This is a genomic window from Leptospira perdikensis (genome assembly GCF_004769575.1).
Lineage (GTDB): Bacteria > Spirochaetota > Leptospiria > Leptospirales > Leptospiraceae > Leptospira_A > Leptospira_A perdikensis.
In genome coordinates, this window is the sequence record NZ_RQGA01000007.1 from 38,310 (window position 1) to 63,195 (window position 24,886).

General features: G+C 37.8%; 25 protein-coding genes. 12 read left to right on the top strand and 13 right to left on the bottom strand.

Annotation, left to right across the window (positions count from 1 at the left end):
* The first annotated feature begins 1 nt into the window (after nt 1).
* From EHQ49_RS07275 to EHQ49_RS07295, 5 genes are read left to right on the top strand one after another with little or no spacing between them, the layout of a single operon-like run.
* Complete coding sequence (locus EHQ49_RS07275; RefSeq protein WP_135577879.1) at nt 2–1,303, top strand: caspase family protein; 1,302 nt, start codon at nt 2–4, stop codon at nt 1,301–1,303.
* Nucleotides 1,287–2,801, top strand: coding sequence for a Kelch repeat-containing protein (locus tag EHQ49_RS07280; protein ID WP_135577880.1), 1,515 nt, complete (start codon nt 1,287–1,289; stop codon nt 2,799–2,801). Before EHQ49_RS07275 ends, EHQ49_RS07280 begins: the two co-directional genes overlap by 17 nt.
* The gene (locus EHQ49_RS07285; protein WP_135577881.1) at nt 2,788–4,647 is read left to right on the top strand and encodes a Kelch repeat-containing protein; all 1,860 of its coding nucleotides are present in this window, start codon (nt 2,788–2,790) and stop codon (nt 4,645–4,647) included. Before EHQ49_RS07280 ends, EHQ49_RS07285 begins: the two co-directional genes overlap by 14 nt.
* 37 nt (nt 4,648–4,684) lie before the next feature.
* Nucleotides 4,685–6,394, top strand: a complete 1,710-nt coding sequence (locus tag EHQ49_RS07290; RefSeq protein WP_425269838.1) for a Kelch repeat-containing protein — start codon at nt 4,685–4,687, stop codon at nt 6,392–6,394.
* A gap of 5 nt (nt 6,395–6,399) precedes the next feature.
* Complete coding sequence (locus EHQ49_RS07295; protein ID WP_135577911.1) at nt 6,400–7,122, top strand: hypothetical protein; 723 nt, start codon at nt 6,400–6,402, stop codon at nt 7,120–7,122.
* Here EHQ49_RS07295 and EHQ49_RS07300 read toward each other — a convergent pair.
* Genes EHQ49_RS07300 through EHQ49_RS07330 form a run of 7 tightly spaced genes read right to left on the bottom strand, consistent with a single transcriptional unit; the run spans nt 7,112 to nt 14,337 of the window.
* The gene (locus tag EHQ49_RS07300) at nt 7,112–7,468 is read right to left on the bottom strand and encodes a nucleotide pyrophosphohydrolase (protein WP_425269835.1); all 357 of its coding nucleotides are present in this window, start codon (nt 7,466–7,468) and stop codon (nt 7,112–7,114) included. The two genes, EHQ49_RS07295 and EHQ49_RS07300, sit on opposite strands and share 11 nt — an antisense overlap.
* Nucleotides 7,437–8,582, bottom strand: coding sequence for an SGNH/GDSL hydrolase family protein (locus EHQ49_RS07305; protein ID WP_135577914.1), 1,146 nt, complete (start codon nt 8,580–8,582; stop codon nt 7,437–7,439). The genes EHQ49_RS07300 and EHQ49_RS07305 overlap by 32 nt, the downstream gene beginning before the upstream one ends.
* A gap of 2 nt (nt 8,583–8,584) precedes the next feature.
* Nucleotides 8,585–10,081: an MBOAT family O-acyltransferase gene (locus tag EHQ49_RS07310; RefSeq protein ID WP_135577916.1), complete on the bottom strand. Its 1,497-nt coding sequence runs from the start codon at nt 10,079–10,081 to the stop codon at nt 8,585–8,587.
* Between the two features lie 11 nt (nt 10,082–10,092).
* Nucleotides 10,093–11,379: a hypothetical protein gene (locus tag EHQ49_RS07315; protein WP_135577918.1), complete on the bottom strand. Its 1,287-nt coding sequence runs from the start codon at nt 11,377–11,379 to the stop codon at nt 10,093–10,095.
* A 15-nt stretch (nt 11,380–11,394) separates the two neighbouring features.
* Entirely contained in the window at nt 11,395–11,982 is a 588-nt protein-coding gene (locus EHQ49_RS07320) for an LIMLP_18675 family protein (protein WP_135577920.1), read from the bottom strand.
* Nucleotides 11,982–13,067: a glycosyltransferase family 4 protein gene (locus tag EHQ49_RS07325; RefSeq protein ID WP_208732183.1), complete on the bottom strand. Its 1,086-nt coding sequence runs from the start codon at nt 13,065–13,067 to the stop codon at nt 11,982–11,984. Before EHQ49_RS07325 ends, EHQ49_RS07320 begins: the two co-directional genes overlap by 1 nt.
* The gene (locus EHQ49_RS07330) at nt 13,045–14,337 is read right to left on the bottom strand and encodes a glycosyltransferase family 87 protein (RefSeq protein WP_135577923.1); all 1,293 of its coding nucleotides are present in this window, start codon (nt 14,335–14,337) and stop codon (nt 13,045–13,047) included. Before EHQ49_RS07330 ends, EHQ49_RS07325 begins: the two co-directional genes overlap by 23 nt.
* Nucleotides 14,338–14,400: 63 nt before the next feature.
* On the opposite strand from EHQ49_RS07330, the gene queA reads away from it, so the two are divergent.
* From queA to pnuC, 7 genes are all read left to right on the top strand, one after another.
* Nucleotides 14,401–15,441: a tRNA preQ1(34) S-adenosylmethionine ribosyltransferase-isomerase QueA gene (gene queA, locus EHQ49_RS07335; RefSeq protein WP_135577925.1), complete on the top strand. Its 1,041-nt coding sequence runs from the start codon at nt 14,401–14,403 to the stop codon at nt 15,439–15,441.
* A 52-nt stretch (nt 15,442–15,493) separates the two neighbouring features.
* Nucleotides 15,494–16,513, top strand: a complete 1,020-nt coding sequence (locus EHQ49_RS07340) for a hypothetical protein (RefSeq protein WP_135577927.1) — start codon at nt 15,494–15,496, stop codon at nt 16,511–16,513.
* Nucleotides 16,473–17,003 carry a FlgO family outer membrane protein gene (locus tag EHQ49_RS07345; protein WP_135577929.1) on the top strand — a complete coding sequence of 177 codons (531 nt, stop codon included), beginning with the start codon at nt 16,473–16,475 and terminating at the stop codon, nt 17,001–17,003. Before EHQ49_RS07340 ends, EHQ49_RS07345 begins: the two co-directional genes overlap by 41 nt.
* A 111-nt stretch (nt 17,004–17,114) precedes the next feature.
* The gene (locus EHQ49_RS07350; protein ID WP_135577931.1) at nt 17,115–19,370 is read left to right on the top strand and encodes an aconitate hydratase; all 2,256 of its coding nucleotides are present in this window, start codon (nt 17,115–17,117) and stop codon (nt 19,368–19,370) included.
* A gap of 66 nt (nt 19,371–19,436) precedes the next feature.
* A complete protein-coding gene (locus tag EHQ49_RS07355) occupies nt 19,437–20,591 on the top strand; it encodes a hypothetical protein (protein WP_135577933.1) in 1,155 nt (384 codons plus the stop codon).
* A complete protein-coding gene (locus tag EHQ49_RS07360; RefSeq protein ID WP_135577935.1) occupies nt 20,591–21,268 on the top strand; it encodes a class I SAM-dependent methyltransferase in 678 nt (225 codons plus the stop codon). Before EHQ49_RS07355 ends, EHQ49_RS07360 begins: the two co-directional genes overlap by 1 nt.
* 92 nt (nt 21,269–21,360) lie before the next feature.
* The gene (gene pnuC, locus EHQ49_RS07365; RefSeq protein ID WP_135577937.1) at nt 21,361–22,014 is read left to right on the top strand and encodes a nicotinamide riboside transporter PnuC; all 654 of its coding nucleotides are present in this window, start codon (nt 21,361–21,363) and stop codon (nt 22,012–22,014) included.
* 25 nt (nt 22,015–22,039) lie between these two features.
* Here the strand turns inward: pnuC and EHQ49_RS07370 are convergent, their stop codons facing one another.
* The 6 genes from EHQ49_RS07370 to EHQ49_RS07395 all read right to left on the bottom strand — a co-directional run bounded on the left by EHQ49_RS07370 (nt 22,040) and on the right by EHQ49_RS07395 (nt 24,884).
* The gene (locus EHQ49_RS07370; RefSeq protein ID WP_135577939.1) at nt 22,040–22,411 is read right to left on the bottom strand and encodes a DoxX family protein; all 372 of its coding nucleotides are present in this window, start codon (nt 22,409–22,411) and stop codon (nt 22,040–22,042) included.
* Between the two features lie 92 nt (nt 22,412–22,503).
* Nucleotides 22,504–23,106 (bottom strand): YdeI/OmpD-associated family protein, encoded by a 603-nt coding sequence (locus tag EHQ49_RS07375; RefSeq protein WP_135577941.1) that lies wholly within the window; start codon nt 23,104–23,106, stop codon nt 22,504–22,506.
* A 25-nt stretch (nt 23,107–23,131) separates the two neighbouring features.
* Nucleotides 23,132–23,599, bottom strand: a complete 468-nt coding sequence (locus EHQ49_RS07380) for an SRPBCC family protein (protein WP_135577943.1) — start codon at nt 23,597–23,599, stop codon at nt 23,132–23,134.
* A 6-nt stretch (nt 23,600–23,605) separates the two neighbouring features.
* Nucleotides 23,606–23,929, bottom strand: a complete 324-nt coding sequence (locus tag EHQ49_RS07385) for an ArsR/SmtB family transcription factor (protein ID WP_135577945.1) — start codon at nt 23,927–23,929, stop codon at nt 23,606–23,608.
* A gap of 330 nt (nt 23,930–24,259) precedes the next feature.
* Nucleotides 24,260–24,589 (bottom strand): divalent-cation tolerance protein CutA, encoded by a 330-nt coding sequence (gene cutA, locus EHQ49_RS07390; protein WP_135577947.1) that lies wholly within the window; start codon nt 24,587–24,589, stop codon nt 24,260–24,262.
* A 49-nt stretch (nt 24,590–24,638) separates the two neighbouring features.
* Nucleotides 24,639–24,884: a hypothetical protein gene (locus tag EHQ49_RS07395; protein WP_135577949.1), complete on the bottom strand. Its 246-nt coding sequence runs from the start codon at nt 24,882–24,884 to the stop codon at nt 24,639–24,641.
* Nucleotides 24,885–24,886: the final 2 nt, after the last annotated feature.

A 24,886-nucleotide genomic window follows, 5' to 3' on the forward strand; every position in this document is an offset into this window, starting at 1 on the left:
TATGAAATCAAAAATTCTAATATTCTTATTTTTGATTGCACCGACTTTATTACTTTCAGATTCGACCTCCAAGAGGTTTGGGTTTGTAGTTGGAGTCAGTGAATATAAAGAATTGACGCTTGGTGATTTAAAAACAGCAAAAAGTGATGCCTTGGGTATGACTAAGATTTTGTTTAGTTATGGCTCTTACAATCGGATCCAAACCCTGGTGCAGGAAGGTTCTGTTAATTCGACACCTACAAAATATAATATATTATCTAATTTTGAGGCATTATTAGAAGAAACAAAACCCGATGACTTGTTTGTTTTTTATTTTTCAGGTCATGGTGTGGTTGATTATAACGACAAGGTTTATCTCCTTCCAGAAGATGCAAATCCCTTAAAACCATTTGAATCCGGAATCGCCGTCGAACAACTTCTGGAGATGACAAGAAAATACAAACTGAAACGTGTTGTGTTCTTTATTGATGCTTGTCGAAACCCAGAAGATGGAAAAGGGGAAGAAGGCCGTAAGTATTTGGAAGGGACTTCTTTTCGCGATTCTGAAATCGTTTCCATATTTTATTCCACCAAAGTTGGGTATTCTAGTTTTGAAGATCCAAAATCAGGATATGGCGTCTTCACTAAGTTTCTGATTTATGGATTAGAAGGCAGAGCTGATTCTAATTTTAATGGAGAGGTGTCTTACTCTGAATTGTCCAATTATGTGATTTCTTCTTTGAAAGAGTGGTCTAAAGCCAACCAGAAATTACAGAAACCATACACCAAAGAATATGCGGAGAAATCCGAGGATACCATTCTAACATACGCAGTCAATCCAGAGACCTCACTTGCGGATGCTCCTTTGTTCAATCCTTACAATCCAACCTACGCCTTCCGATCGTTTCTTTTTCCTGGCTGGGGACAGTATGCACGTGGTCAGGAAGAAAAAGGCAAGTTGTATATGTCGATCTTTGCATTGGGAGTTTTGTATGCAGGATATCAGTACAATACCTATAGGCACGATAAAGCTAGCTATGAATCGGCGGTAGGAATCCCACCAAACCCGCGCATTGCTGAGACTGTAGCTCTCAATTATTATTTGATAGAACCCCATCGCCAAAAGATGGAGGCTTCTCGAACAAACCTTTCCCAGGCTCTTACGGTACTTCTCATACTTTGGTCGGCAAATGTGTTTGATTTTTATCTCTTGGGACCTAATCCTAAAGAAAAGTCGGGTGTTTGGCTCGAATTTGATTGGGAAAACCAAGGTTATATGGGAATGGACAGGATAGGGAAGTTAGGATATGCGATGCAGTTTTAATCTATTCATAACTTTATTACTCATACAATGTACCGTACAAGACCAATCGAAAAATGCCTTTGATCCTACAACTTTGACTGGTGGTTCCGTTGCCGTTTTATCGACGATGGTTTTCCCAAATCAAATTCAAATTTCATCAAGATACCAGCCGAATGATTATCCATCCTTTGTAAAAACGGAAATATTAGACTTAGATCTAAGCGAACCCGTAGCATCCCATTTCACAAAAACTAATTTTCATGTGTCAGAAAATTACAAAGACGATTTGGTTCTTCGGGATGTATTTCCACTTTCCGAATCAAAAATTCGTGTTTTGTTTTCTGTATCTTCTCGTTCTGAATGGCGGGATCCAATTTCTTTATTCATTCAAAGACCAAACTCTTTGGGATTTGATTCTTTTTCTGGAAAACAGTTTGAATTCAAATTTCCTTACCCTCGTTATATTGGATCTATCTCAGAAGCAAAAGGCCAAATCACATCAGCATCTTTGTTAGACGGAAGAATATTACTTGTTGGTGGAGTTTCGATTGCGGGAAACACTTTGTCTACGGTCGAAATTTTTAATCCCGAAACCGGATTGTCTACCCTTCTTCCACCATTAAGTCAAAGTTTGGTGGGGATGGCTATCTGCACTAACCCAAATGGAATTGTTTATGTATCGGGTGGTAAAACAGTTGCTGGCGCGATCACGGCCAATTCTCAAATCACAGACAGAATTTACCAAATTAATGGATCCGACCAGACAGTGGTGGAACTTCCAGTTGTGCTGCAGAAGAGAAGGTATGGTCATACTATGGTCTGTCTTGCGAATGGGAACCTACTGGTTTCTGGAGGACAATTCCAGGTAGGGAATGATCCGTCTGCTATCACTAATGACCACGAACTCATATCCGTAGAAAATGCAACTTCATCCATTTTGGGTCCAAGTGCAAACTTCCCTATCAATACTTTGTTTCAATACGTAGAGTATGATACGAATAAACAAAGGTTATTGTTTTTTGGAGGTAAGGATCGTCTCGATCCGTATGGTCTATATTCCAGTGTGATTCATAGTTTGGATATTAACTCCCAGGTTTTAACTACTTCGTCTGTTGGTATGCCTACTTCAAGATCCAATGTTAAAAGCATTTTGGTCGCAGGGGGAGATCGATTGGTTTTAGGTGGTGTCATAGGTGGCGGCGTAGGCTCTCGGAGTATAGAGTCGTGGAATGAACTGGATTCTGTATCCAAAATACATGGTTACACAACTAGATTCAAAAATGGCAGTTCTATTGTTCCTTTTTCTAATTCACAAGTGCTTTATACTGGCGGGGTTGATACGTATTACAAATCAGGAATTTTGGAATTATACGATCATATCGAGAAGAAAAATTTTATAGTCGATACAATGATGAATGCGCGGTCGGAACACACTGCTGTTCAAACTGGCCGTGGTATAGTAATATTTGGGGATTCAGCATTAAATGATAGAAGGGTAGAGTTGTATGGAAAAGAATAAACTCATACTTCTGCTTTTATGTCTGGTATCTTGTAAGGTAAGTCCAGGTAAAAACATGTTTGATCCAAACTCACAAGCCAGTTTGGGTTTCCTTCTTTTGGGTGCAGAACCTATTGTGAACATGGAATTTTCAACAAACCGTGTGCAGCCTGGCGGAACTATTTACGTATCAACTAATCATGATTTTACGGGAAGAACTGATGGGTTGAAACTTCCAGTTATTGGCGCTGGTGTAACTCCTATTTCCCAAGTAATCCCTCGAAGCAGATATTTGTACGAAGTTCGTATGAAACCGTCCATTACTAGCGGTAAGTTTAGCATTAATTTAAAAGATTATTATTTGAATGAATCCCTTTTGGTGAATCCAGAGAACTTTGAATTCGAAATTGATTCACAACCACCGGTTTTGGAACTTCGTACAGGAAACGGAATTGATATCTCGGAATTACAATCTGGATTTTTGGATATTGTTTCTAATGAGGATATTGTATGGGATGGAAACTTATCCCAAGTAACCTTATCCGGGACTGCCAAAAACAGTCTTGTTGTTTCAGATGTTATTGTTTCTTCACGTAACATACGTTTATTGTTTGCGGGTAACCCAAATTCAAATGGTGGTGTATTAACCATCTCTTTTTCTAATGTGAAAGACAAGGCCTTAAATTCGCACGCTACAGTAATGGTTCCTGTGAATGTATTTGCGTTTAAAAGCGGACCTAATATGAATGTGGCGAGAAGGTCTTGTGTTGGTATCGAACTTGATGATGGGCGCAGACTTGTTCTTGGCGGAAGAGCAAAAAAAGATGTGTTGATTAACGGAAATGGGACTTTGAGTCACGCAGAATTTTATGATTCTGTTTCTAAACACTTCACACAAGCTCCTGATATGGTTTACCGCCGACAAGAATTTGATGTGGTCAAACTCCTTGACGGAAGACTTTTAGTTTCTGGAGGGTTTGGCGGTAAGGTAGGTGATCCATCTAATGGAAGTCTCACTTCCATAGAAGTGTATGATCCAGTCACAAATACTTGGACTGAGGGCCCTCATTTAACAACACCTCGCCAGTTACATAAAATGACAGTTCTTCCGAACGGTGACGTTTTGGTGGTAGGAGGTTTGACACCTTTTAAACCATTTCAATCCATTGCTATGGTTGAATTAGTTCATATTACAAATAACCCGGCCACGATGACAGTAGAGACCATTGGGGACTTGGCTGATCCCCGAGGCAAACAAACGCAAACCATCTCACATCCATCGGGTAAGGTGGTTATTTTCGGCGGGGAAAGATCTGATGTGACAGGGCCGATGCCGAATGATTTTAATGCTTACGCTTTGGATTCAATTGCAATTTATGATATCAGTTCCAAAACCCTTTCTAGTTCCTCAGCTAAACTTTATAAAAGATTTAATCATTTTTCTCATGAATTGAATAATGGTGAGATATTAATCTTTGGTGGAGTTAATTCTCGTCTAGATACCAGCCAACCGGTGTTACGTGCTCAGATTTACAACCCGGTTACAGATACCATTCGAGATCATAAAAATTTATTATTTGGAAGGGAATGGGGTTCATCTTTTGTTTTTCCATATGGGAAAGACCAACTTATCATTGCGGGGGGATTAGAATACAGGACTGTTAATGGTTCCACTTTTGATTCGATTCATGATACAGAGTCATGGTCGGAATCAATCAATCGATTCTATATGACAAGTCGCTCCTTAAATGCTCGCTGGGAAGGATGTGAGATTCGTTATTCTTCGACTAGTGGTGGTGGGGGTATGATCCTTGGTGGTAGGATTGGTGAAATCCTTGGAAACACGGAGGAATATAGTTTTGAATAAATTATTTTCTTTCTTATTTCTGTTTTTAATTGGCTGTATGTTTCCTTCCGAATATCGAAATTTGTACGATCAAAAATCGGTAGAGGGAATCTTCATGAATGCATTTTTTTATTCAAATCCCTTTAGTTGTAATACAAATACAAATGGGAAATCTCTTGGTAATGTAGATCAGATTCTTCTGCAATGTAACAGAGAACTTGCAAGTTTAGATACTAACTATCTTGCAGAGTCTAACCAAAGTGTTTTTTCAAACATTCAATTTTCTAAAATTGATTCTGATCGACTGCTGATCACTTTTGATCCTTTAACATCTGATGGTCGTTATGAATTGCATCTCTCTGGGATTGTTTCGTATGCGGGAGAAACTTTGCTTGATGATAGACTCCCCATTATCATCGACACACAAATCCCGACGGTTACTCTGAACGGATATATACCCATTACAGATTATACTTTTTTTTCTTCCAGATACTGGGATTTTATTAGTTCGGAACCATTGGCCAATTTTGCACCACCAATCCTTAGCGGATCCCTGGCTTCTTCTGTAGTACTGCGTTCCGTACAAAAAGTAACTGAAACAACTTACCGAGTATACTTTGAAACCAATTTTACTTCGAACGGACCAGGTTCGCTTACCTTACAATTTTCGAATTCAAAGGACAATGCATCCAATGTTGTTTCAAATTCCCTTACAGTCCAATTCATTGGACTTGTACAGGGTCCATACTTAAACCATGGTAGATCTGAATTTGATGCGTTTCAAAACGACAATGGCGACGTAATTGCTATTTACGGATATCATTCTAGTGCTGAAATTTTAAGAAAAGGAGCCACTAGTTTTGTCCTGACAAATCCGAGCTTACCAGAAAGTCTTCGCGGGGAAAGGGGGGTCATGTTGGATGGAAAAAACCTACTCATCACTGGAGGACTTCAATCTGCAACTGCTTATGCATCAACTACTAGTTATATTTTTGATACAGAAACAACAGCCTTTACTCCTACTGGGAGTATGAACGGACCCAGACATTTACATAATATAGTAAAACTTCAAGATGGAAAAGTGATCATACTTGGTGGGATTCGCGATTATGCACCTACACCACCCGCATTTTTTACTTCCTCGAATACTGCTGAGTTGTATGATCCGGCAACAGGTACCTTTAGGGAAATTACGAATCGAATGATGACACCAAGATCGTTTTCTTGTTCTGTATTACTAGATGATGGTAGGGTTCTCGTGATTGGTGGGACAGACGGGATTTTTGCACCCAAAGATACGACGGAGTTTTATGATCCAAATACCGAAACTTTTTCATGGGGTCCAACGTTACCAGTTCCTGTTGGTGCGTTAAAATGTATGAAATTGTTAGATGGGAATGTTTTGATTTATGGTGCGCAGTTGTCCAACTTAAACAACTCTACAATGTTATTTGATAAAACAAGGAATCAAATATTCACAATAGCAAATTCAAAAATCCGCAGGGAATGGAGTATTGCATCTGAACTTCCCGATGGAGGGATTTTGTTTTATGGTGGGGGTTATCGTTACAATACGAGTGAACCAAGTCGAACTATGGAAAAACTAGATTACGGAAAGAGTAATAGCTTTTTTGATATGGGTATGTCCAAACATAGTGTATGTAAACATAGTGGGGTCAAATTTTCTGATGGGACCTTGTTTTTTCTCGGTGGAGAAGTTGGTGGATTGTTCCATCACGAAACAGAATACTACGGACTCTCTCATTAAAATTTATGCCTCACGATAATGGTCGTATTTACGGCTCCTTCAAAAAAATTTGTATTCCCGAACTGGATTTAAAACAAGAACTAGAATCGATTTTTCCCAATTTGATTTCATTGAAAAAAGATTGGGAAGCGGGTCAGATATCCGACAGCCAACTTAGTTTTCAAATTGTTTTGTTATATTTAGAACGCAGAGTTAAAAAACATCCCTTCCTTAGAATGGGGAAACCATTACCAAACCGAACCCAATCTAAAGAATTTTTAGAAGTTGTTAGATTTTATGGAATGCCAGACACCGTACGATTTGCACTTTGGAAATGGCATATTGGTGAATGGGACATCCGTTTGATTGATTACAATCCGAGTTCCTTGGAAATGTTGGAATCACAAAGTAGGGGTTATCGATATGCAACTATTTGTTGGGATCATGCTATGGATGGTAGTTTAGTTGAGGGTAAACGAGACGCATTTGAACATCTGCTTCACGATTTGGCACATGCATATATGTTCTTTCGAGAAGATTATGATTTTGAAGGTCAGAAACAATTTTTTGGTGAGATGTGGTTGGACTATCCGAAATACGAGTCAGTCTTAGAATCAAATCCGATTTTTCGATCTAAATTTGAATATTGTATTTCTGATATGAATTCGCATCCTGCACATTTAACTTCTTATTGGAATGCCATACGTAGGGAAGCGGGAATTCCCATTCATTCCGATCTTAGAGTTTAGGATTGTTTTTGTGTCGATTGATATCGCGTTTTGTATTTTTTTGAATCGTGGTTTGGATGGCATCTTGCAAAGAGATCCCCATCTGGTTTGCTAAACAAGTCAGTACAAATAAAATGTCACCAATTTCACCGGGGATATTGTCTGCAGACTCTCCAACTTTGAAAGACTGATCTCCGAATTTTCTTGCCATAAGCCTAGAAAGTTCACCTACTTCTTCCATTAGGATCGATAAATTAGTGAGTTCGGAAAAATATCTAACCCCAATGGTCTGAATCCAATCATCAACCTCGGACTGTAATTGGTTTAGAGTGATATCATCGTTTCCCAAGTTTTTTCTCCAACGCATCAGCAAGGATTCCAGAAAATTCTTTCATACCCGCTTCATTTAAATGGATTAAATCAAAACAGTATTTGCCGTTAGTGGCACCGAGGGAATCTTGTAGATCCATTTGGTCTAAAGTTTGGTGGGAAGATAAGGCTTCCGCCAATCCATCTTGCCATACTTTCATTCTACCTGCATTGTTTACTTTTCGAATCACATCGGAATAAGGTGCGAAGACATTGATGATATGGATGTTTTGGTTCCCAATAAAATCATACATTTTTTTTAATCTTCTAAAATACCTTTTGGTATCTTCTGTGGCATTTGAATCTTGTGGGACTACACTGGCAATACCACAAGTTTCAAATAACATTCGTCTATGGTCTGGGTTGGAAGCTTTAGGTATTTCCAATGGAAGATTTAAGGCCAGTCGGTTCAAACAATCATCTACACTAGATAGATTGTATTCATCAATCGATTCAGGATGATTGTTTTCATAATCCCAAGGATTAGTATTTGGGTTTTTATTATTTCTGGAAATTGCTTTTAGTCGCTCATTGAAATTGATAACAAAGTCAGACAAATCTTTACGATACGCAACTGATTTGAAGATAAGATATAGGTAGTTTGGAAATTGGAGATTGTATTCAAAATTGAGAACGGTTGGGATTGCTTTAAAATTTCCAAGTTCAGATAACATCGCCAAGGTAGGGTCTACGACATAGTTTCTATCAACCCAAGGCATACCTGGTTCCATAACGTGTAGGATGATTTTTACATTGGGAAACTTTTGTAAATATTCTTCTAAAATTCTGTGTTGAACAACAAGTTCGGAGCCACGGACTGCAATCGATTGAGTTTTCCAACCTGATTTTTGGAGTTTTTCATTGAGGATCCGAACACTAATCCCTTCAAAGGCAACGGAGGTCCCGACAATCAAAATATCTGGATCTAAAACATCTCGTTTGGATACAACATGTTCGGTAACCCGGTTGATATTGGATGCGTAGGAATTCTTCTTTAAGAAAGGTTTGTAAAATCCAAATTGAAGTATGGTTTCGAATGTTAGTAAAAACAAAATTGCCACTACTAACTTTTTATCAGTAAGAAATGAGATGGTTTCTTTTAGTAAGTTCATAATTAAAATTGAAAGTAGAGGAAGTTCTGACTTTCAGTGACTCCAAAAAGTAATAATAACAATATATTTACAATGACGAAGGTTGTATATTTTATCCAACTTCCTGTAAGAAGGGTAGGGATTTGTCTTTTGGAAAAGATGTAACTTGCTGCAAAACAAATCACAAGGAGGATGCCGAATCGGTAGTTGGACCATCTGGCAATAGGTGCTACAGAATCATTTAGAAAAACTAAAGCTTTCATCATCGGAACTGCTTTTTCCATTGTTTCTGCCCGGAACATGATGAAACCAAATGCTAAACAAAACATGGTGAAGATACGAGCAAATAGGTCGTAAACTTTGCCACCTTTCCCATTTAAGAATTTAGCCAGTTTGGTATCCCCATAAAATTTATGTGAAAGTAACATGGTTCCTTGCCAGATTCCCCAACCTACATAATGGTACGCTGCCCCATGCCAAAGTCCTGCAAAGAGCCAAGTGATCATAATGTTTCTAATATACATCACAATACTCACTCTGGATCCACCTAACGGAATGTAAATGTAATCTCTGATCCACGTAGAAAACGATATATGCCATTTGGACCAATGGTCGGCAATGTTTCGGCAAGACATTGGAAAGTTGAAGTTTGGATTGAATTGGAATCCAAATAACCTGGCAACTCCAATGGCGATATCTGTATATCCAGCAAAGTCAAAATAGATTTGCCATCCAAAAGCAAGAGCTCCTGTCCAAATTTCAATGGTATTTAGATTTTGATAGTTAGCAAATGTAGAATCGACAACGCGGGCAAGGTTGTCTGCGAAAACAATTTTTCTGGTAAACCCAATCAAAATCAAAGCAAAGGCAGCCTCAATATGTTCTTTGTAAACACTGAGGCGAAAGTCTAAATCTCGAAAAAACGTTTCGGCCCGAACAATAGGGCCGGCCACAAGTTGCGGGAAGAAGGCCACATATAAAGCAAAGTCGAGAAAGGATTTTCTAGCTTCAATTTTGCGATTGTATACATCAATGGTATAACTCATGGATTGGAATGTATAAAAAGAAATTCCCACAGGTAGGATGATGTTTTGTTTCGGGAATTGATAGGCGCCTAATAGATGGATGTCGTTGATGACTCCGAGAAGAAAGTCAGTGTATTTAAAAAATCCTAGTGTTCCAATGTTGACAACAAGGGAAAGGACTAGCAACCATCCTCTGGTGCTATCGCTATCTTTTTTTTCTTCAATGAGTCTTGCCGCAAAGTAATCGATAACAGTTGAAAAAATCAGGATAAAAACATAGGGATTGATTTTGAAATCACAGTAAAGTCGATCTGTATAGAATTTAAGTCCATCTGCCGCCATCGCCGTACAGGAAATCGATGATGGTTGCCAAGCCATATAGAAGTAATAACTAGTGAGTAAGAAAAAAAGTTTCTGTAGACGATTCTTTAAAAGATTACCGATGATGATCGTCACAAAGAAAAAAACTAAAAATTCAAAAGAGTTAAATAACATTGATTTGATTCCTAATGGTAAATTGATTCTTCGGCTAACTTTTCAACAGGTCCTTGGATTCCTTCTGTGTATCCAAATTTTGGACCGATGGAACGAGGAAGAGTCGAAAATGTAAAATTGGTACTGAAGTAAAAAAGAAATAATACTAGGTAAATTGTATGTAGGATGGCTTTGGAAAAATTTGGTAATAGTGGGATTGATAAAGATTGTAAACTATAAGAGTTCAAAATCCAAAGCCCAATGGTTGTCCCCACCCAAAATTCAAAGAAATAACCTTCCCACCATGTATAAAATCCAATTGAAGGGATAAGCCAAAACACCATCACCAATAGTTCTTGTTTGTATCGGGCCCACATAGTACGGAAATTCAAAATTCCCAGAGTCAAACTAAAAATCCAGAATAAAAGATTCAAATTGTAGGGAAGGTGTTTAGGATTCTGGAAGTCAAATAAGTTCACACGGAATTTAGGAATGACGTTCTGGAATACTAAAAACGCGTCTCCAATTCCTCGGTAAAAGTACAATACATAGTTTTTTTCTTCTCCGAGACTTGTTCCCCAGCGGTTGATGGCTGCATACAAGAACATCCAAAACGAAAAATGTTTTTCATCCAAAGGACCTAGTCCTCGTTTTAAGATGATGAATCCAACGAATAAATAAGAAAGAATGGTCGCAACTCCGAGGCATGTCAGATATACAAATATGATCCTAAGTTTTTTTCCTAAACTTCTATTAGGAGAAAGAAAAACTGCCATGGGTACCATCCCAAAGTGAATGACATTGGACTGATGGAAATAGATACTAAAAAGTTGAATGATCCACAAAACAAGAAGGTGTTTTGTTTTTAAACCCTGTCTTAGATAATAAATTGTAAATAAAAATAACAATGCCATCAGACAGGAATGGATGAGTGGAGTGTCATTGTGCAAACTATAAAACCAAAATGCTTGAGTGACTTGGATGACAAGAGCAAGAATGATTCCGAGAACTAAATCTTTGTATAATTTGTAATAGAGCCAAATAAAAAGCCCCAAAAAGAATAAAGAAAAACTTAAAATTCGTAATCGCAAAAAAAACATAATATCCGTTGTCGGATAGATGGAACGAAGCATTTTCCAATAAAGTAGACCCGATGATTCAAAACCTAAATGGTGTGGATTAAAAAATGCAGACTCCACTCGATCTTTTTGAATATTGAGTGCATAGACACAAGAATCCCAATCAAAGGCCCGTGATAGGTATCTTAGATGGAATAAAAAAAGAACGAGCAGTAAAAGAAGAATGAATAACTTTTTCAAGAATCCAATCCCGATTTAGCGTTTCAAAATTCTATTAATAATAGTTCGGTTCTTTTGATATGGAAAAAAATAAGGAGTAGTAATGATGGTTTCCCCATCCTTTTCCCAAACCATGCGGTTCCAACCTAAATAATCACTGAGACCACCATGTTCGAATCCGAGTTGTAAGCCTTCTGATTCTAAGTTGAACTTATTTAGTTTTTTCCCAAACCCAAATCTTTGAATTTGCCAAATTTCATTTTTAACAAAAACAGTCCTTCTGTTCCATTTGTTTAATAAGCGGCTAATATCCATTAATAGAGAAGTAGCAATGTAAAAATATACAAAAACAGATAGATAGTGATAATATCTAAGTTCATCCAAAAAAGGAATTTTTAAAACTTTGGTAATCTCAAGGACTCCCACAAACCAATAGAAAAACTTTCCCAAATAAAAGGCATAAGGCAAAGTATAGGTGAAAAAAAGAATGGAGGTAACAATGAGTAATAAAGAGGGGAGAGGGTTTATTGTTAACTCATCGTATAAAGAGGTTCCAAAGTAAGCGATTTCTTTTTTACTTTGAATTTCTTTCCATCGGGAGATCCATTTTTTGATGACTTTCATTAAAAGATTACCTCTTCTATTTTTTTTGCTGTTTCTTCCCATGTCCATTGTTTGGCAGGAAATTTGGGTGACCTTGTTTTTTTTGTTCCTGACATCAATTCAAAACTATTTGTCCAAAGTTTTGTGTCTTTTGGTGGTACATAGATATCACATTTGTCAGATAAAATTTCTTTAAATACAGGAATGTCGGATGCAACACATCGTTTGTCCTCCAACATAGCCTCCAATAAAGGTAATCCAAACCCTTCATGTAGTGAGGGGAAAAAGAACACCTTACATTGTTTAAATGCTTCGGCTAGTGTGGCTTCATCAGGGTTTTCTAAGAATTGAATGCCTTTACTTTTTATTTTAGAGTCTTTCAGCTTTTGATACAAAAATTCCCCTTCTTCTCCCCAGCCCCTTCTTCCCATAATCAGTAAGGAATGTTTGTCTTTCGGATATTTGGTTTTGAAATCTAAAAAAGCATCCACAAGGCGATTGATGTTTTTTCTTGGTTCTAAAGTTCCTACGGTTAAGAAAAAGTCTTTTGGAAAATTAGTTTTGATTTTTTTTGTTTTTTGTTTGGAAACACCGGGATAAACAACCAGGCATTTTTTTTGATATTCGGGGCGGAAAGCGGCGATTTCTTCTTTTGTGTTTTTTGATAAACAAAAGATTTTATCCGCATTTTTCAATGTAATGGGAGAAAGGAGTTTATGTTGCCAATAATTCCATTTTGCCATTGTTTCTGGTGCTGAAATGAAGTTTAGGTCATGGTAATTCACATAACTAGGAATGGGGAGCTTTCTAAAAGGTAACATTTGTATGGTTCCCCAAAATACTTCCACTCCATCTTGTTTCAGTCGTTTTGGTAATATAAAATTTAAGTAGATTGGTCCCGGAATATTTTTTGGTTCTAGAACTACTTTGGTATTAGAGATTAGTAGGTCTTGAAACACCGGATGGATAGGTTTGTTCGTATAAAGAAAAAATTCTTTATTTTTGTGTTTGGGCAAAATAATCCTTAAAACTTCCGCTAAATAACGTGAGTTTCCCGTAATCCCATAGGCTAATGGCCTGGCATCAATTCCGATTTTCTGTTTCATTGAAAGCAAACCTAACGAGGTAAAAATATAATACACTAGTGGTATAAAACAAAATAGAATACATGGAGAGAGCCGCTTCGATTTTAGAACCAACAAAGGTTCTATGAGCTAAAATCGGTAAACTTAAAATCATAAGTAAAATATACATTTCTTTCTGATTGTTTTCTTTGTGAGTTGTCCTATATAAAATAAAATAGATGGGAACAAAACAAATAATATAACTATGAATCCAACTGATTCCACTGAAGAGAGCTGAAATTAAGAATAATAATGATATGATTTCCCATTTTTTGTTTTCCTTTCTCCAAAGAAGTAAAAGTGGAACTCCAAACAAAATCATAAAGAAAAGTTGAATGATCTTTAAACTGGAAAGAGAAAGATTGATGAAGGGCATTCCGTAAGTGGGCTGATTGATCATATCTGCCCCTGAAACAAAATACTTAGCTAAAGTAGAACTCAAGGATTGATTGTTTTTCCAAGAACGAAGTAGGGGATTACTAAACGCGTTCCCTAAAATTTCTGTGAGCCATTCCGTTGTCATTCGGATTGTATAATCAAAATTGTAAAGAAGAGGAAGAGCATTCCAGAAAAACATCCCAAATAAAAACCATAGGATTCTTTGGTATTTTTTTTCGTAAACAAAGACAAAAAGAAAAACTAACGGTGTGATTTTGATACTGACTGCCAGTGCAAGAAGAAGCCCACTCAAGACATGAGATCTAATTGTTAGTGAAACTAACACAAGTAAAATGAGAAGGAACCCCACTTGGTTGTTTTGGATATGACTTTCTAAAAATCGGAAGTTGAATACCAAGGTTCCAATTAAGATCAAATAAGGAAACGGAGATTTACGGTTGGATAGTTCCTTATTTTGAAAGATAAGGTATAAAATGAGAAGTAATGAACATAAACTTAGAATTTCAAAAGCGAGGGCTGCATTTGGTTCTGATAGATAAGTAAAAGGAATGAGTAAAAAGGAAAATAACGGAGGATAAATGTAGGTGGCAGTTTCGTTTTGGAGTGCAGAAAGTAAATGTAGGTTTTCTGGTCGGAAGAGATCTTCCATGGTTTTGATTTTTGTTTGGAGTTCGAAGGCAACATCAAAGCGGTAGAGATTTTCCCCGGTTTCCCAACGTTCCGCCGCATGATAATAATCCAAAAAATCAGATTTCTGTTTGGATCGAGAAACAGAAAGGACGAGCAGAATCAAAACGAGTAGAGTTAAGACCCATTTTCCACGTTTCTCTAGGTTTTCTAAAAATTTCCACATAGTTCTCCTACCATTCCCAATATTTCTGGTTAATTGACAAGGTTTTCCCAAGGCTATACAAAGATGGATTTTTTACAGGAATACGATTTCCTCCTTCCCGAAGAACAAATTGCTAAATTTCCCTTAGAAAATCGGGATGAGTCACGACTTTTGGTTGTCGACAAAACTGAGTCAAAACATTGGGAAGCACCTTTGTTTCGGGACATTATAAATCTTGTACGTCCCGGTGATATTTTTGTTTATAATGAGACAAAGGTATCCTATCGCCGGGTGTATTTACAAGTTGGGTCAGGTAGGATTCATGAATCGATTTTTTTAGAACCACAAGACCCAACAAATCAAACTTGGTTATGTATCTTAAAAAATAGAGCCAAATTAAAGTTTGGTGATAAACTCTCTCCCGTAGCTTTTCCCAACTTCTCCTTTTCCTTCCAGGGGCATTCGGAAGAACTTTCCATTTTGTATTCAGAAACAGAAATTTCTGATTCTGACTTCGCAATTTTTGGAAACATTCCAATCCCTCCCTATTTAAAACGAAATGTAACAGAAGAGGATAAGGTTCGATACCAAACTATTTTTGCAAATCGTTCGGGTTCAGTGGCCGCACCAACAGCGGGACTTCATTTTACAGAAAAGTTAAAAGATGAATTACGAACTAGGGGAGTCGAATTTTTGCCAGTAGAATTACAAATTGGTTATGGGACATTTCGTCCTTTAACCACCGAACAATGGCAGACTAAAACTCTACACAGGGAGAACTACTCAGTTTCTGAAGCCACCGCTACAAAGTTAAACGAGGCCCGAAAAGAAGGAAGGAGGGTCATTGCCATCGGTACAACCACTCTTCGTGTTCTAGAATCTGTATTTGATTCTCAATTGAAGACATATAAGGTAGGATCAAGTCAAACTGACATCTTTTTGTCGCCAGGTGACAATATTCAATCCGTACAAGGACTGATTACTAACTTTCATCTCCCTAAATCCAGTCTCTTACTCCTAGTCAGTGCCTTTGCCAACACCCGACTTGTGATGAGTTCTTATCAGTATGCATTGAAGAACGGGTTTCGTTTTTATTCTTACGGAGATTCGATGTTCCTATTTTAAAAATAGATTTACATTCATTGGAATTTAGGAAATATGTTTCTACAGTTTCTTTATGCACTCCCCGAAATCTTCGGTATTTGTTTCCTTATTCTCAGGTTTAGGTCTTCTTGGGGTGGTTTATTTTGCTCCAGTGAAAGAACCTGCTGTGAGAGAATTAGAAACTCCAGTTTTACTGGAGTTAGGTGAAGAATATGTTTACCCTAACCAAATAAAATCGAAAGGTTTTAAGCCTGGCTCTGGAGATTTAGAATATTCTAATACTTTAAAGTCGCTATCTCTTGGGTTATTGCCGGGTGTTAGAAGAGAGCGGACATCTGGTTCCAAATGGAATCCTTTTGTTAATTCTGGTTCTAAGTTGGACTTCGATTTTTCTCCTCAGTCGGCATATGTTTGGGATGCAAAACTTACGGGAGAGCCTTCCTTATCACAGCCGAATTTAACAACACCAGTACATCCGTCGGCAACAATGATTTTTCGTCAAATGGATACCAATAGACGTTCGTTAGTTGACCCTAAACAAATGTATGAGTATCAGGGAAGTTTTTCCCCTTCAAAGTTTCTCAAGGTACAAACTGCCGTTTATAATGTAAAAACAGAAAATCCTGTGGCCGCTTATGGTGCAGAAGGTGGGAAGTTTTCTTTTTTTTTTGGCAGTGACAAAGTCCAATTAAACGTAAAATACAATTATGTAAATGCAAGGCCTGGTTCCGCACCTGGTGGACAAATGGGATTTTCTCCTGCCCAGGACATCGCATCTCTTGGTCTCGTTGTTTTTTTAGGTTCTTCGAAGAATTATTCTCTTTATGTGGGGAATCAAATTTTCAATGTTTTTAATGATCCCTTATTACAAGTCAAAGACCAAAATGGTAGATCTCCAGAAACTTTTTCTGCCTCCTTTCGTGGAAAACATCCAGGAAAACTAAAAACGACATTTTTTTTGAATTTCCAGAACCAATTTTATAAAGACGGTATGCTGATTGGGGTTCCCGGTGGTTTTATGTATGGAAATGGCTTTAATGGAAAATCGTTTTATGAACAGGTCACCTCACTCGGGATGGAACTTGCGTTTTAGAGTAATCACTATATTCTTTTTTTTATTTAGCGTTAGCGCTTGTTATCTGGGAGAGGAAAGAGAATCCAAACCCAAAAAAGCCTCAACCCCGCCTTTAGAGCAATTGGCCGTTTCTCTTTCTGAAAAAGGTTTCTATTTCCAACCACAGAGACTAGTGGTTCTGACATTTTTAGACAATGAAGGCAAAAAAAGCCCCTATGGTGAAATCCTTGCGGAAAAACTGACTACGGAACTCGTAAAAAAAGATCGGTTCCAGATTTTAGACCGTTTGGCCAACCAAAAAGTTTTAAAAGAAGCAGGGCTTGGACTGGATGCTTCCACAGATACTGCCACCTTGCGGAAAATAGGCGATGTTTTGAAACTGGATGTCATCATCACAGGAATTGTGACACCATACCAAGACGGAGTTTTTGTCAATACTAGGCTTATTGAAATCAAATCGGGCCTCATCCTCAAAGCTGACGAAGTTTATGTCCGTATTGACGGTTAGAAAAGATACTCATTCTCACTAAAGAGCCAAATTTACTGATTTTAATACTTGTAGTTTAATTTTCGATTGATTCCCTTTTTTCCTGCGTTCTGATAGGTATAAGAGGTTCAGATGGCATTTGATATAGAAATGATTGCGGCACGTTATTCCAAAATGGAAGCGACCATAGCACAAGCCAGGAAGGTAGTGGGTCGGCCCCTCACACTTACAGAGAAGATTTTATACAACCACCTTTGGGATGGTAATCCAACAACTAGTTTTGGTCGTGGTGTTGACTATGTTGACTTTGCACCAGATCGAGTTGCTATGCAAGATGCAACAGCGCAAATGGCGCTTCTCCAATTTATGCAAGCTGGTCGTAAAAAAGTAGCGGTTCCATCTACCGTTCACTGTGACCACTTGATCACAGCAAAAGACGAATCCGGTGTGGATCTTAGTTTTGCTGTCAAAGAAAACAAAGAAGTATATGATTTTTTATCCTCAGTTACTAATAAATATGGAATAGGTTTTTGGAAACCAGGTGCTGGTATCATTCACCAAGTGGTTTTAGAAAATTATGCATTCCCTGGTGGGATGATGATTGGAACCGATTCACATACAGTAAATGCTGGTGGACTTGGAATGGTTGCGATCGGAGTTGGTGGAGCGGATGCTTGTGACGTGATGGCAGGTCTTGCTTGGGAACTCAAGTGGCCAAAAGCAATCGGTGTCAAACTCACGGGAAAACTAAATGGTTGGACTTCCGCTAAAGACGTAATTTTAAAAGTGGCAGGGATCCTCACTGTAAAAGGAGGAACTGGTGCCATTGTAGAATACTTTGGACCAGGTGCCGAAGCTCTTTCTTGTACTGGAAAAGGTACGATCTGTAACATGGGAGCAGAAATTGGTGCCACCACTTCTACTTTTGGTTACGACGAATCTATGGAAAGATACTTAAGATCCACTAACAGAAGTGATGTGGCCGATCTTGCCAACAAATACAAAACTCATCTTACTGCGGATCCAGAAGTTTACGCAGATCCATCCAAATACTTTGACCAAGTGATTGAAATTGATCTCAATACTTTGGAACCTTATGTAAATGGTCCATTCACTCCTGACCTTGCGACTCCTATTTCCAAAATGAAAGAAGAAGCAGCAAAGAATGGTTGGCCTCTCAAAGTTGAAGTGGGTTTGATTGGATCTTGCACTAACTCATCCTATGAGGATATCTCAAGAGCTGCTTCTCTTGCAAAACAAGTGGCTGCTAAAGGATTAAAAACCAAAGCTGAGTTTACCATCACTCCAGGTTCGGAACTGGTTCGTTACACGATCCAAAGAGACGGATTCATTGATTCCTTTCATAACATTGGTGCCAAAGTATTCTCGAATGCTTGTGGGCCTTGTATTGGAATGTGGTCACGTGTGGGAGCAGACAAAAAGGAAAAGAACACAATCGTTCACTCCTTCAATCGTAACTTCCAAGCTCGCCAAGATGGAAACCCAAACACATACGCATTTGTGGCATCTCCAGAGATCACTACGGCCCTCGCTATCGCTGGGGACTTAGGATTCAATCCACTGACAGACACTTTGACCAATGAAAAAGGGGAACAAGTAAAATTGGATCCTCCTACTGGTGAAGAGTTACCAAAAAAAGGTTTTGCGGTTGAGGATGCGGGTTTTGTCGCTCCTGCGGCAGATGGATCTGGAGTACAAGTGATTGTGGATCCAGCATCCACTAGACTCCAACTCCTTGCTCCTTTCAAAGCTTGGGAAGGAACCGATCTCAAAGGATTGAAACTCCTCATCAAAGCCAAAGGAAAATGTACAACGGATCATATTTCGATGGCAGGCCCTTGGCTTAAGTTCCGTGGTCATTTGGATAATATTTCCAATAACTTACTCATTGGTGCTACAAACAACTTCAACGGAAAAATCAATGAAGTGAAAAACCAACTCAGTGGAAACTACGAACCAGTCCCACAAACCCAAAGAGCTTACAAGGCCCAAGGGATTGGATCGATTGTAGTGGGTGATGAAAACTATGGAGAAGGATCTTCACGTGAACATGCTGCGATGGAACCAAGACATCTAGGTGTGAGAGCAGTACTTGTAAAATCCTTTGCTCGAATTCATGAAACCAACTTGAAAAAACAAGGGATGTTAGCACTCACTTTTGCAAACAAAGAAGACTACGATAAAATCCAAGAAGATGATGTGATTGATATTCTAGGACTTACCAGTTTTGCCGAAGGAAAACCACTCACTCTTGTGCTCAGTCATAAGGATGGTAAAAAGGATGAAATCTCCGTAAACCATACTTACAATGCACAACAGATCGAATGGTTCAAAGCAGGTGCTGCTTTGAATTTGATGAAAGCATAAACAAAACACAAATTAAAGACTTTACGAGTCGCCAGATGGGGATTTCCCTCTGGCGATTTTTCTCGTATGCCAAAACAAAAATCAAAACCCACAGCAGTCAAAACAGAAGAAACATTGATTTGGAAGGGAGTTTCTTCTAACCAAACCAAAGCCCAAAAAGAATTTAACGACGCTCTCAAAAAACATAAAGAAACCTTAGAACGGAACAAAGAAATTGAACCTTTGTTCCAAATGGTAAATGAAACCTATTTAAAAGATGTTTTACCCGAGTTAGAAAAACAAAAGAAATTAGAACGAACACGTTTTGAATTAATGTGCGCCATCCTACTCGAAGAAAAACTTTCTTTTGGAAAGATGCAAAGGGAGTTTTTACGCAGGTATTTACTCGATATTTGTACAGATTCTATTTTAGAAAATCCAAACTTCTATGGGAAATATCGAGATGAATTGGAAACGAAGTTTGAAAGAATGGAACGCCTTAGGCATAAAAATCAAATGGAATCCAAAATCAAAAATACGTTTGGAATAGAAATTGATTTAGATGATATGAATCGAACTGGGTTTGATTCAGAGGAGGAGAGAGAGTCTCACGAGAAAAAGTATAGAGAATTTCGGGAGAAATATGAAGAATACCGAGCAGAATACTTTAGAGGGAGAGGATCTAAATCCAACGAACGAAAAAAAAATAAATCGCAAACGGAAAAAGAAAAAAAGATCTTAGAATCAGAGCGATTACTCAGCACAGACATCAATACTCTATTTAAAAATCTAGCGAAACTCATTCATCCAGATAAAGAGCAGGATCCCGTTTTAAGGGAAAAAAAATCCAAACTGATGACAAAACTTTCCGGTGCGAGAGACAATATGAACATTGCAGAAATTTTGGAAATTAAGTTACAAGTAGACGAACTTCTCCCTGACCAACAAACAGATGTTTCTTTTCATGATACTTCCATCAAACGATTTGTGGGGATCATCAAATCAAAAATACGAGAACTCGAAGATTCAATTCGCCAGAGATTTTTTTCTCATCCACTTATGGCAGATTTTTCAGAAAGAAAAATCACCAAAGAATCTCTCACTGCTTATTTGAAACGAGTGAAAAATGACAATCAAATGGTAACCAAAGCTTTTGAAGAAGAAGTCGAACAACTGTCGAAAGAACCAAAATATATTAAAGAAATGATACGTGAATTACAAAGTTTGGGAGTTCAATTTTAGTGAAAAGTTTTTTGAACAAAAAGAACTTTGGCCTTGGTAAAAATGGCAAAAAGTTCGATGACACCTATTGGTCGGATATCTACGGGAATGGATTGGATGTAGATGGATCTTATAATGCGAAACAACATGCTGAATATTTAAGAGCACTCTTTCAATTAATGGAAATCCCAGTTTATAAAATGGCAGATTTTGGGTTTGGAAAGGCGATTCTACTCCGAGAGATGGTAAAAACTTTTTCTCCAGTAAAGGTGTATGCAGTGGATGCATCCAAAGAAGCCTTTGAAGATCTCAAAAAAAAAGATTGGGTCAAACGTTCAGACAAATTCCATTTATACAATGAATCCTTAGAGACTTTCAAACTTTCTAAATTGGAGAAAGATCCTGTGGAACTTGGGATTTGTAATTCAGTTATCCAATACCTTCCGGATTCCATGATTCCTGGTGTTTTGGAAAAGATGGCAAAATATTGTAATTATTTGTATTTTACTGTGCCAACAAACGAAGACTATGCGGTGATGAAAGACGAGATGTCTTTTCACGATCCATATGCCTTTTCCAGATCCAAAAAAAAATACCAAAAGTGGATCTCTAGGGATTTCGAAATCGTAGGGTATAATCTTTTACAAAGTAAATGGTTAGGTGAAAAAGGGTTTAAGGAAGATTTCTTTCGGATATAGTTTGGGGCAAATTACACTTTTGGTTTTGTACTTCTACCCAGATTTGATGATTTGGGTTTGAAGAAAATAGTGTGGAAAACAAACCTTTGTAAATGACGGATTTTTTCTCTTATCTATCGATTGAGTTTCAAATTTTCTCAGTATTTGGTTACTCTATTAGTTTGATTGAATTTCTAGGAACAAGTTCGGGTCTTGTCTGCGTTTATTTGGCCTCTAGAAATCATATTCTTACTTGGCCCATCGGGATTTTTAATTCGATTTGTTTTTTCTTTTTATTCTTCCAGATCCAATTGTATTCGGATATGTTATTACAAATTTATTTTTTTGGATCTAGTATTTACGGATGGTGGATCTGGCACAAAAGGACAGGAGCTTATGTCCAAATCCAGTCTCTTGGTAAAACGAAAAACATTTTACTTCTGTTCTCTATTATTTTGGGAACATATGCATTAGGTGAGACCACTAGCCGGTTGCCTTTTTGGTTACCAAAAATTTTTGAGAAACCACCGGTGTTTTTGTATTGGGATGCTTTTACTACTGTGGCAAGTATCATCGCTAATTTTTTGTTAGCTCAAAGAAAATTAGAGTCTTGGTTTTTATGGGTTCTAGTAGATGTAGTTTGTATTGGATTGTACTCTTTGAAAGAGATTCCCTTTGTTACCGCAGAATACATAGTATTTTTACTCATTGCGTTCTACGGTTGTTTTCATTGGTACAAAGAATACAAACTAAATCAAACCACTTGATAAGTTATGGACAAATAGTCCGAATTTACATTCTACGATTTGTTGGTCGTAAATACCAAGAAACCACAGTGAGTGCTAAAAGAAGTACGGAAGGGAAAATTTCTCCAATTGGGTGGCCACAGACAATGTGAGAAATGGCCGCTCCAGACATCGCAAAGAAAAATCCTGCATAAGCCCATTCTTTTAACAAAACAAATTTTGGAACAAGAACTGCGACTACACCGAGTAATTTCCAAATCCCAAGTAAGGTTAGAAAGTAAGTAGGATAACCTAATTGGTTTATCTTTTCTACTTCTTCGGGCAGTTTCATTAGTTGTACAATGGCAGTGGAGACCATTCCAAGGGACAACCAAAGGGTAAAAAACCAATAAGCTATTTTTTTTGTTTTTTCTGACATCTAATTTCTCCTAAATTGAAATATAATCCTGTTTGTTGTGTTTTGTTATATGAGTTGAACAACTAAAACTTTCCCGTAAATTAGGGATCAGTTTAATCGTTCAAACCTTTGCCTTTTAAAATATTGGAAACTTGTTTATCGATTCTTTCTTCTCTTGTTTCCGATCGTTTAGCTCCTGAGAAGTGGAGTAAATATCCTCTTTGCCTGCCAGGGGTTAAACCCGAAAAAGCAGTTTGAAGGTTGGGGTTGTTTTCTAAACGTCTTAAAAACTCTTCCGGGACCTCATACTCTGAGGTTTTTTTTAGAACTACTTTTTTACCTGATTGTTCAATCTGTACGGCTTCTTTTATCAATGATTTGATGGTCGATTTTAGTTTTGTGATTTCAGAAGTGTTCTGGAAGCGGATTTGTCTGGCTGATTGTACATTTTTGCTTTGTTGAATCAGAATTTTTTTTGGGTCTTTTAATAAGGCACCTTTGAAAAATAAAATGGCACAGTATTCTTTGAATCCATGTAATAAGAATATGTTTTGCCCTTTGTCAGTATAACAAGGTTGCCCCCATTTGATTTCTTCTACTAGTTTACTTTCGATGGCAATAGAACGTAAAATCTCAAATTCTTTTTTCCATGTTTTGGTTCCTTTGAAAAAGGAATCAGCACTATAGGTATTGTTTTTTTTTATTTTTTGATCCATGTTATTAATTTGATTTGTATACTGATCAATCCTTATCTTTTAGTAATTGTTCCATCTTGGTGTGCGCCATATTAATTCCTTGGATAAAAGGCATTTTAAGAACCTGATCTCTTTGTTCTACTGACTTATATATGATATGCATTTTGAGTTTTGATTTGGATTCTGAAACCTTTTGAAATTCAAAAAATTCTAGTTGGACGGCAAACCCTGTGTTTTCCATTTCAAAAGTTCGAGTGAATCTTTCGTTTTCCACAAAATCATGAAGCACTCCATTGGCTCGAAATACAACAATCCCATCTGGATTTTTAATTTCGTAAATCCAACCACCATGATTTTTTGCTTCAAATTTTAAGACTTTGTTCCCCATCCATTGTTCAATGAGGTCAGGTTCTGTATGGGCTTTAAAAACCAAAGAAACGGGCAGATCAAATTCACGTTCAATTGTTAACTCTTGTTTGCCGTCTTCTGCATGAACTTTTGTTTTTAATTCCATAAATCTTTATCCTTTCTTTTGGTAGTTTTTCATCACAGATTCTAATTTGTTGAACCGATCGTCCCAAAGTTTCTGGAAGGGTGCGATGAAATTGGCGATCTCTTTCATTTTGTTTGGGTTCAGGTGGTAATAAATCTCCCGACCATTGGGTTCTTTAGCGAGTAATTCACATTCGGTAAGGATTTGTAAATGTTTGGAAACCGTGGGTCGTTTGGTATCAAAATGGGAGGCGATGGTTCCCGCTGTCATAGACTGGGTGGCCACAAGTAAAAGGATGGCTCTCCTTGTGGGATCGGCAATTGCTTGGAATACGTCTCTTCTTAAGTCCATTGTGTAGTCATTTGACTAATCAAATACGTGTAGCCATTTGGCAACACATTTTTGATCGGAAAGGGAGATTTTAAACGAGTCATTCCTTCTAATGGGAGTACTTACTTACGCCAGGGCATACGGAGGGCTTGGTCTGCCTTTGGCAGACGGGAGCGAATGCGGACCCCGAAGTACGCCCGGTCGGTCTATATTGGGAGATTGGTGGGAAAAGAAATTCGAGGCGCCCGAAAAAAGAAATAGAATCAGGGATTCTTTTGGAACCACCAATGTGTTTTTCCAGAGGAGGGATCTGGCAACACCTGGCGGATCAATGTTAGTGTTGTTTTTGATTTAACTATTTTTTTGAATTTTATCGGCAACAAACGCTTTGTAGGTGGGACTTCCAAAACTCACGTCCATACGAATGATTTCGGGAGCAATGTAGGGATGGTGTTTTTTGATGTATTCTTCGATCGCATCGTACTTGTCAGCTTTTGCTTTGAGTAGGATTTTGTTTTCGGTATCGACTGTGATTTTTCCTTCCCATAAATAAACAAGTTCGACTTCGGGAAAGATGGTTCCGGAAACAATGATTCCTTGTTCTAACATTTCGGAGATTTGTTCTTCGGCCATATCGCGGTCGCCGATTGTGGTAAATACTAAAATTTCTTCTGAAGCCATGAGGATCCTTCTTTGTTTTTACAAAGATCGGCTTCGCATGGGGAAACCCTTATTCTTTTGGAGATTTATTTTGTAAGTAGGATTGGAATCCTTCTCTAACTTGGTCTACCATTCCTGATTCACGGACGGAGCGAACCACTCGTTGCCAAAATTTGATTTTGCCTTCAAATTCATTCCAACCGAGTTGTAAGTCCATCCGTTTGATTTTCAGTAACATTCTTAGTTCTGTAAGAGACATGTCCTTCGGATCTTTGTCTAAATACCGTTCATGATCTGTTAGAGGATTGAAACTCATGG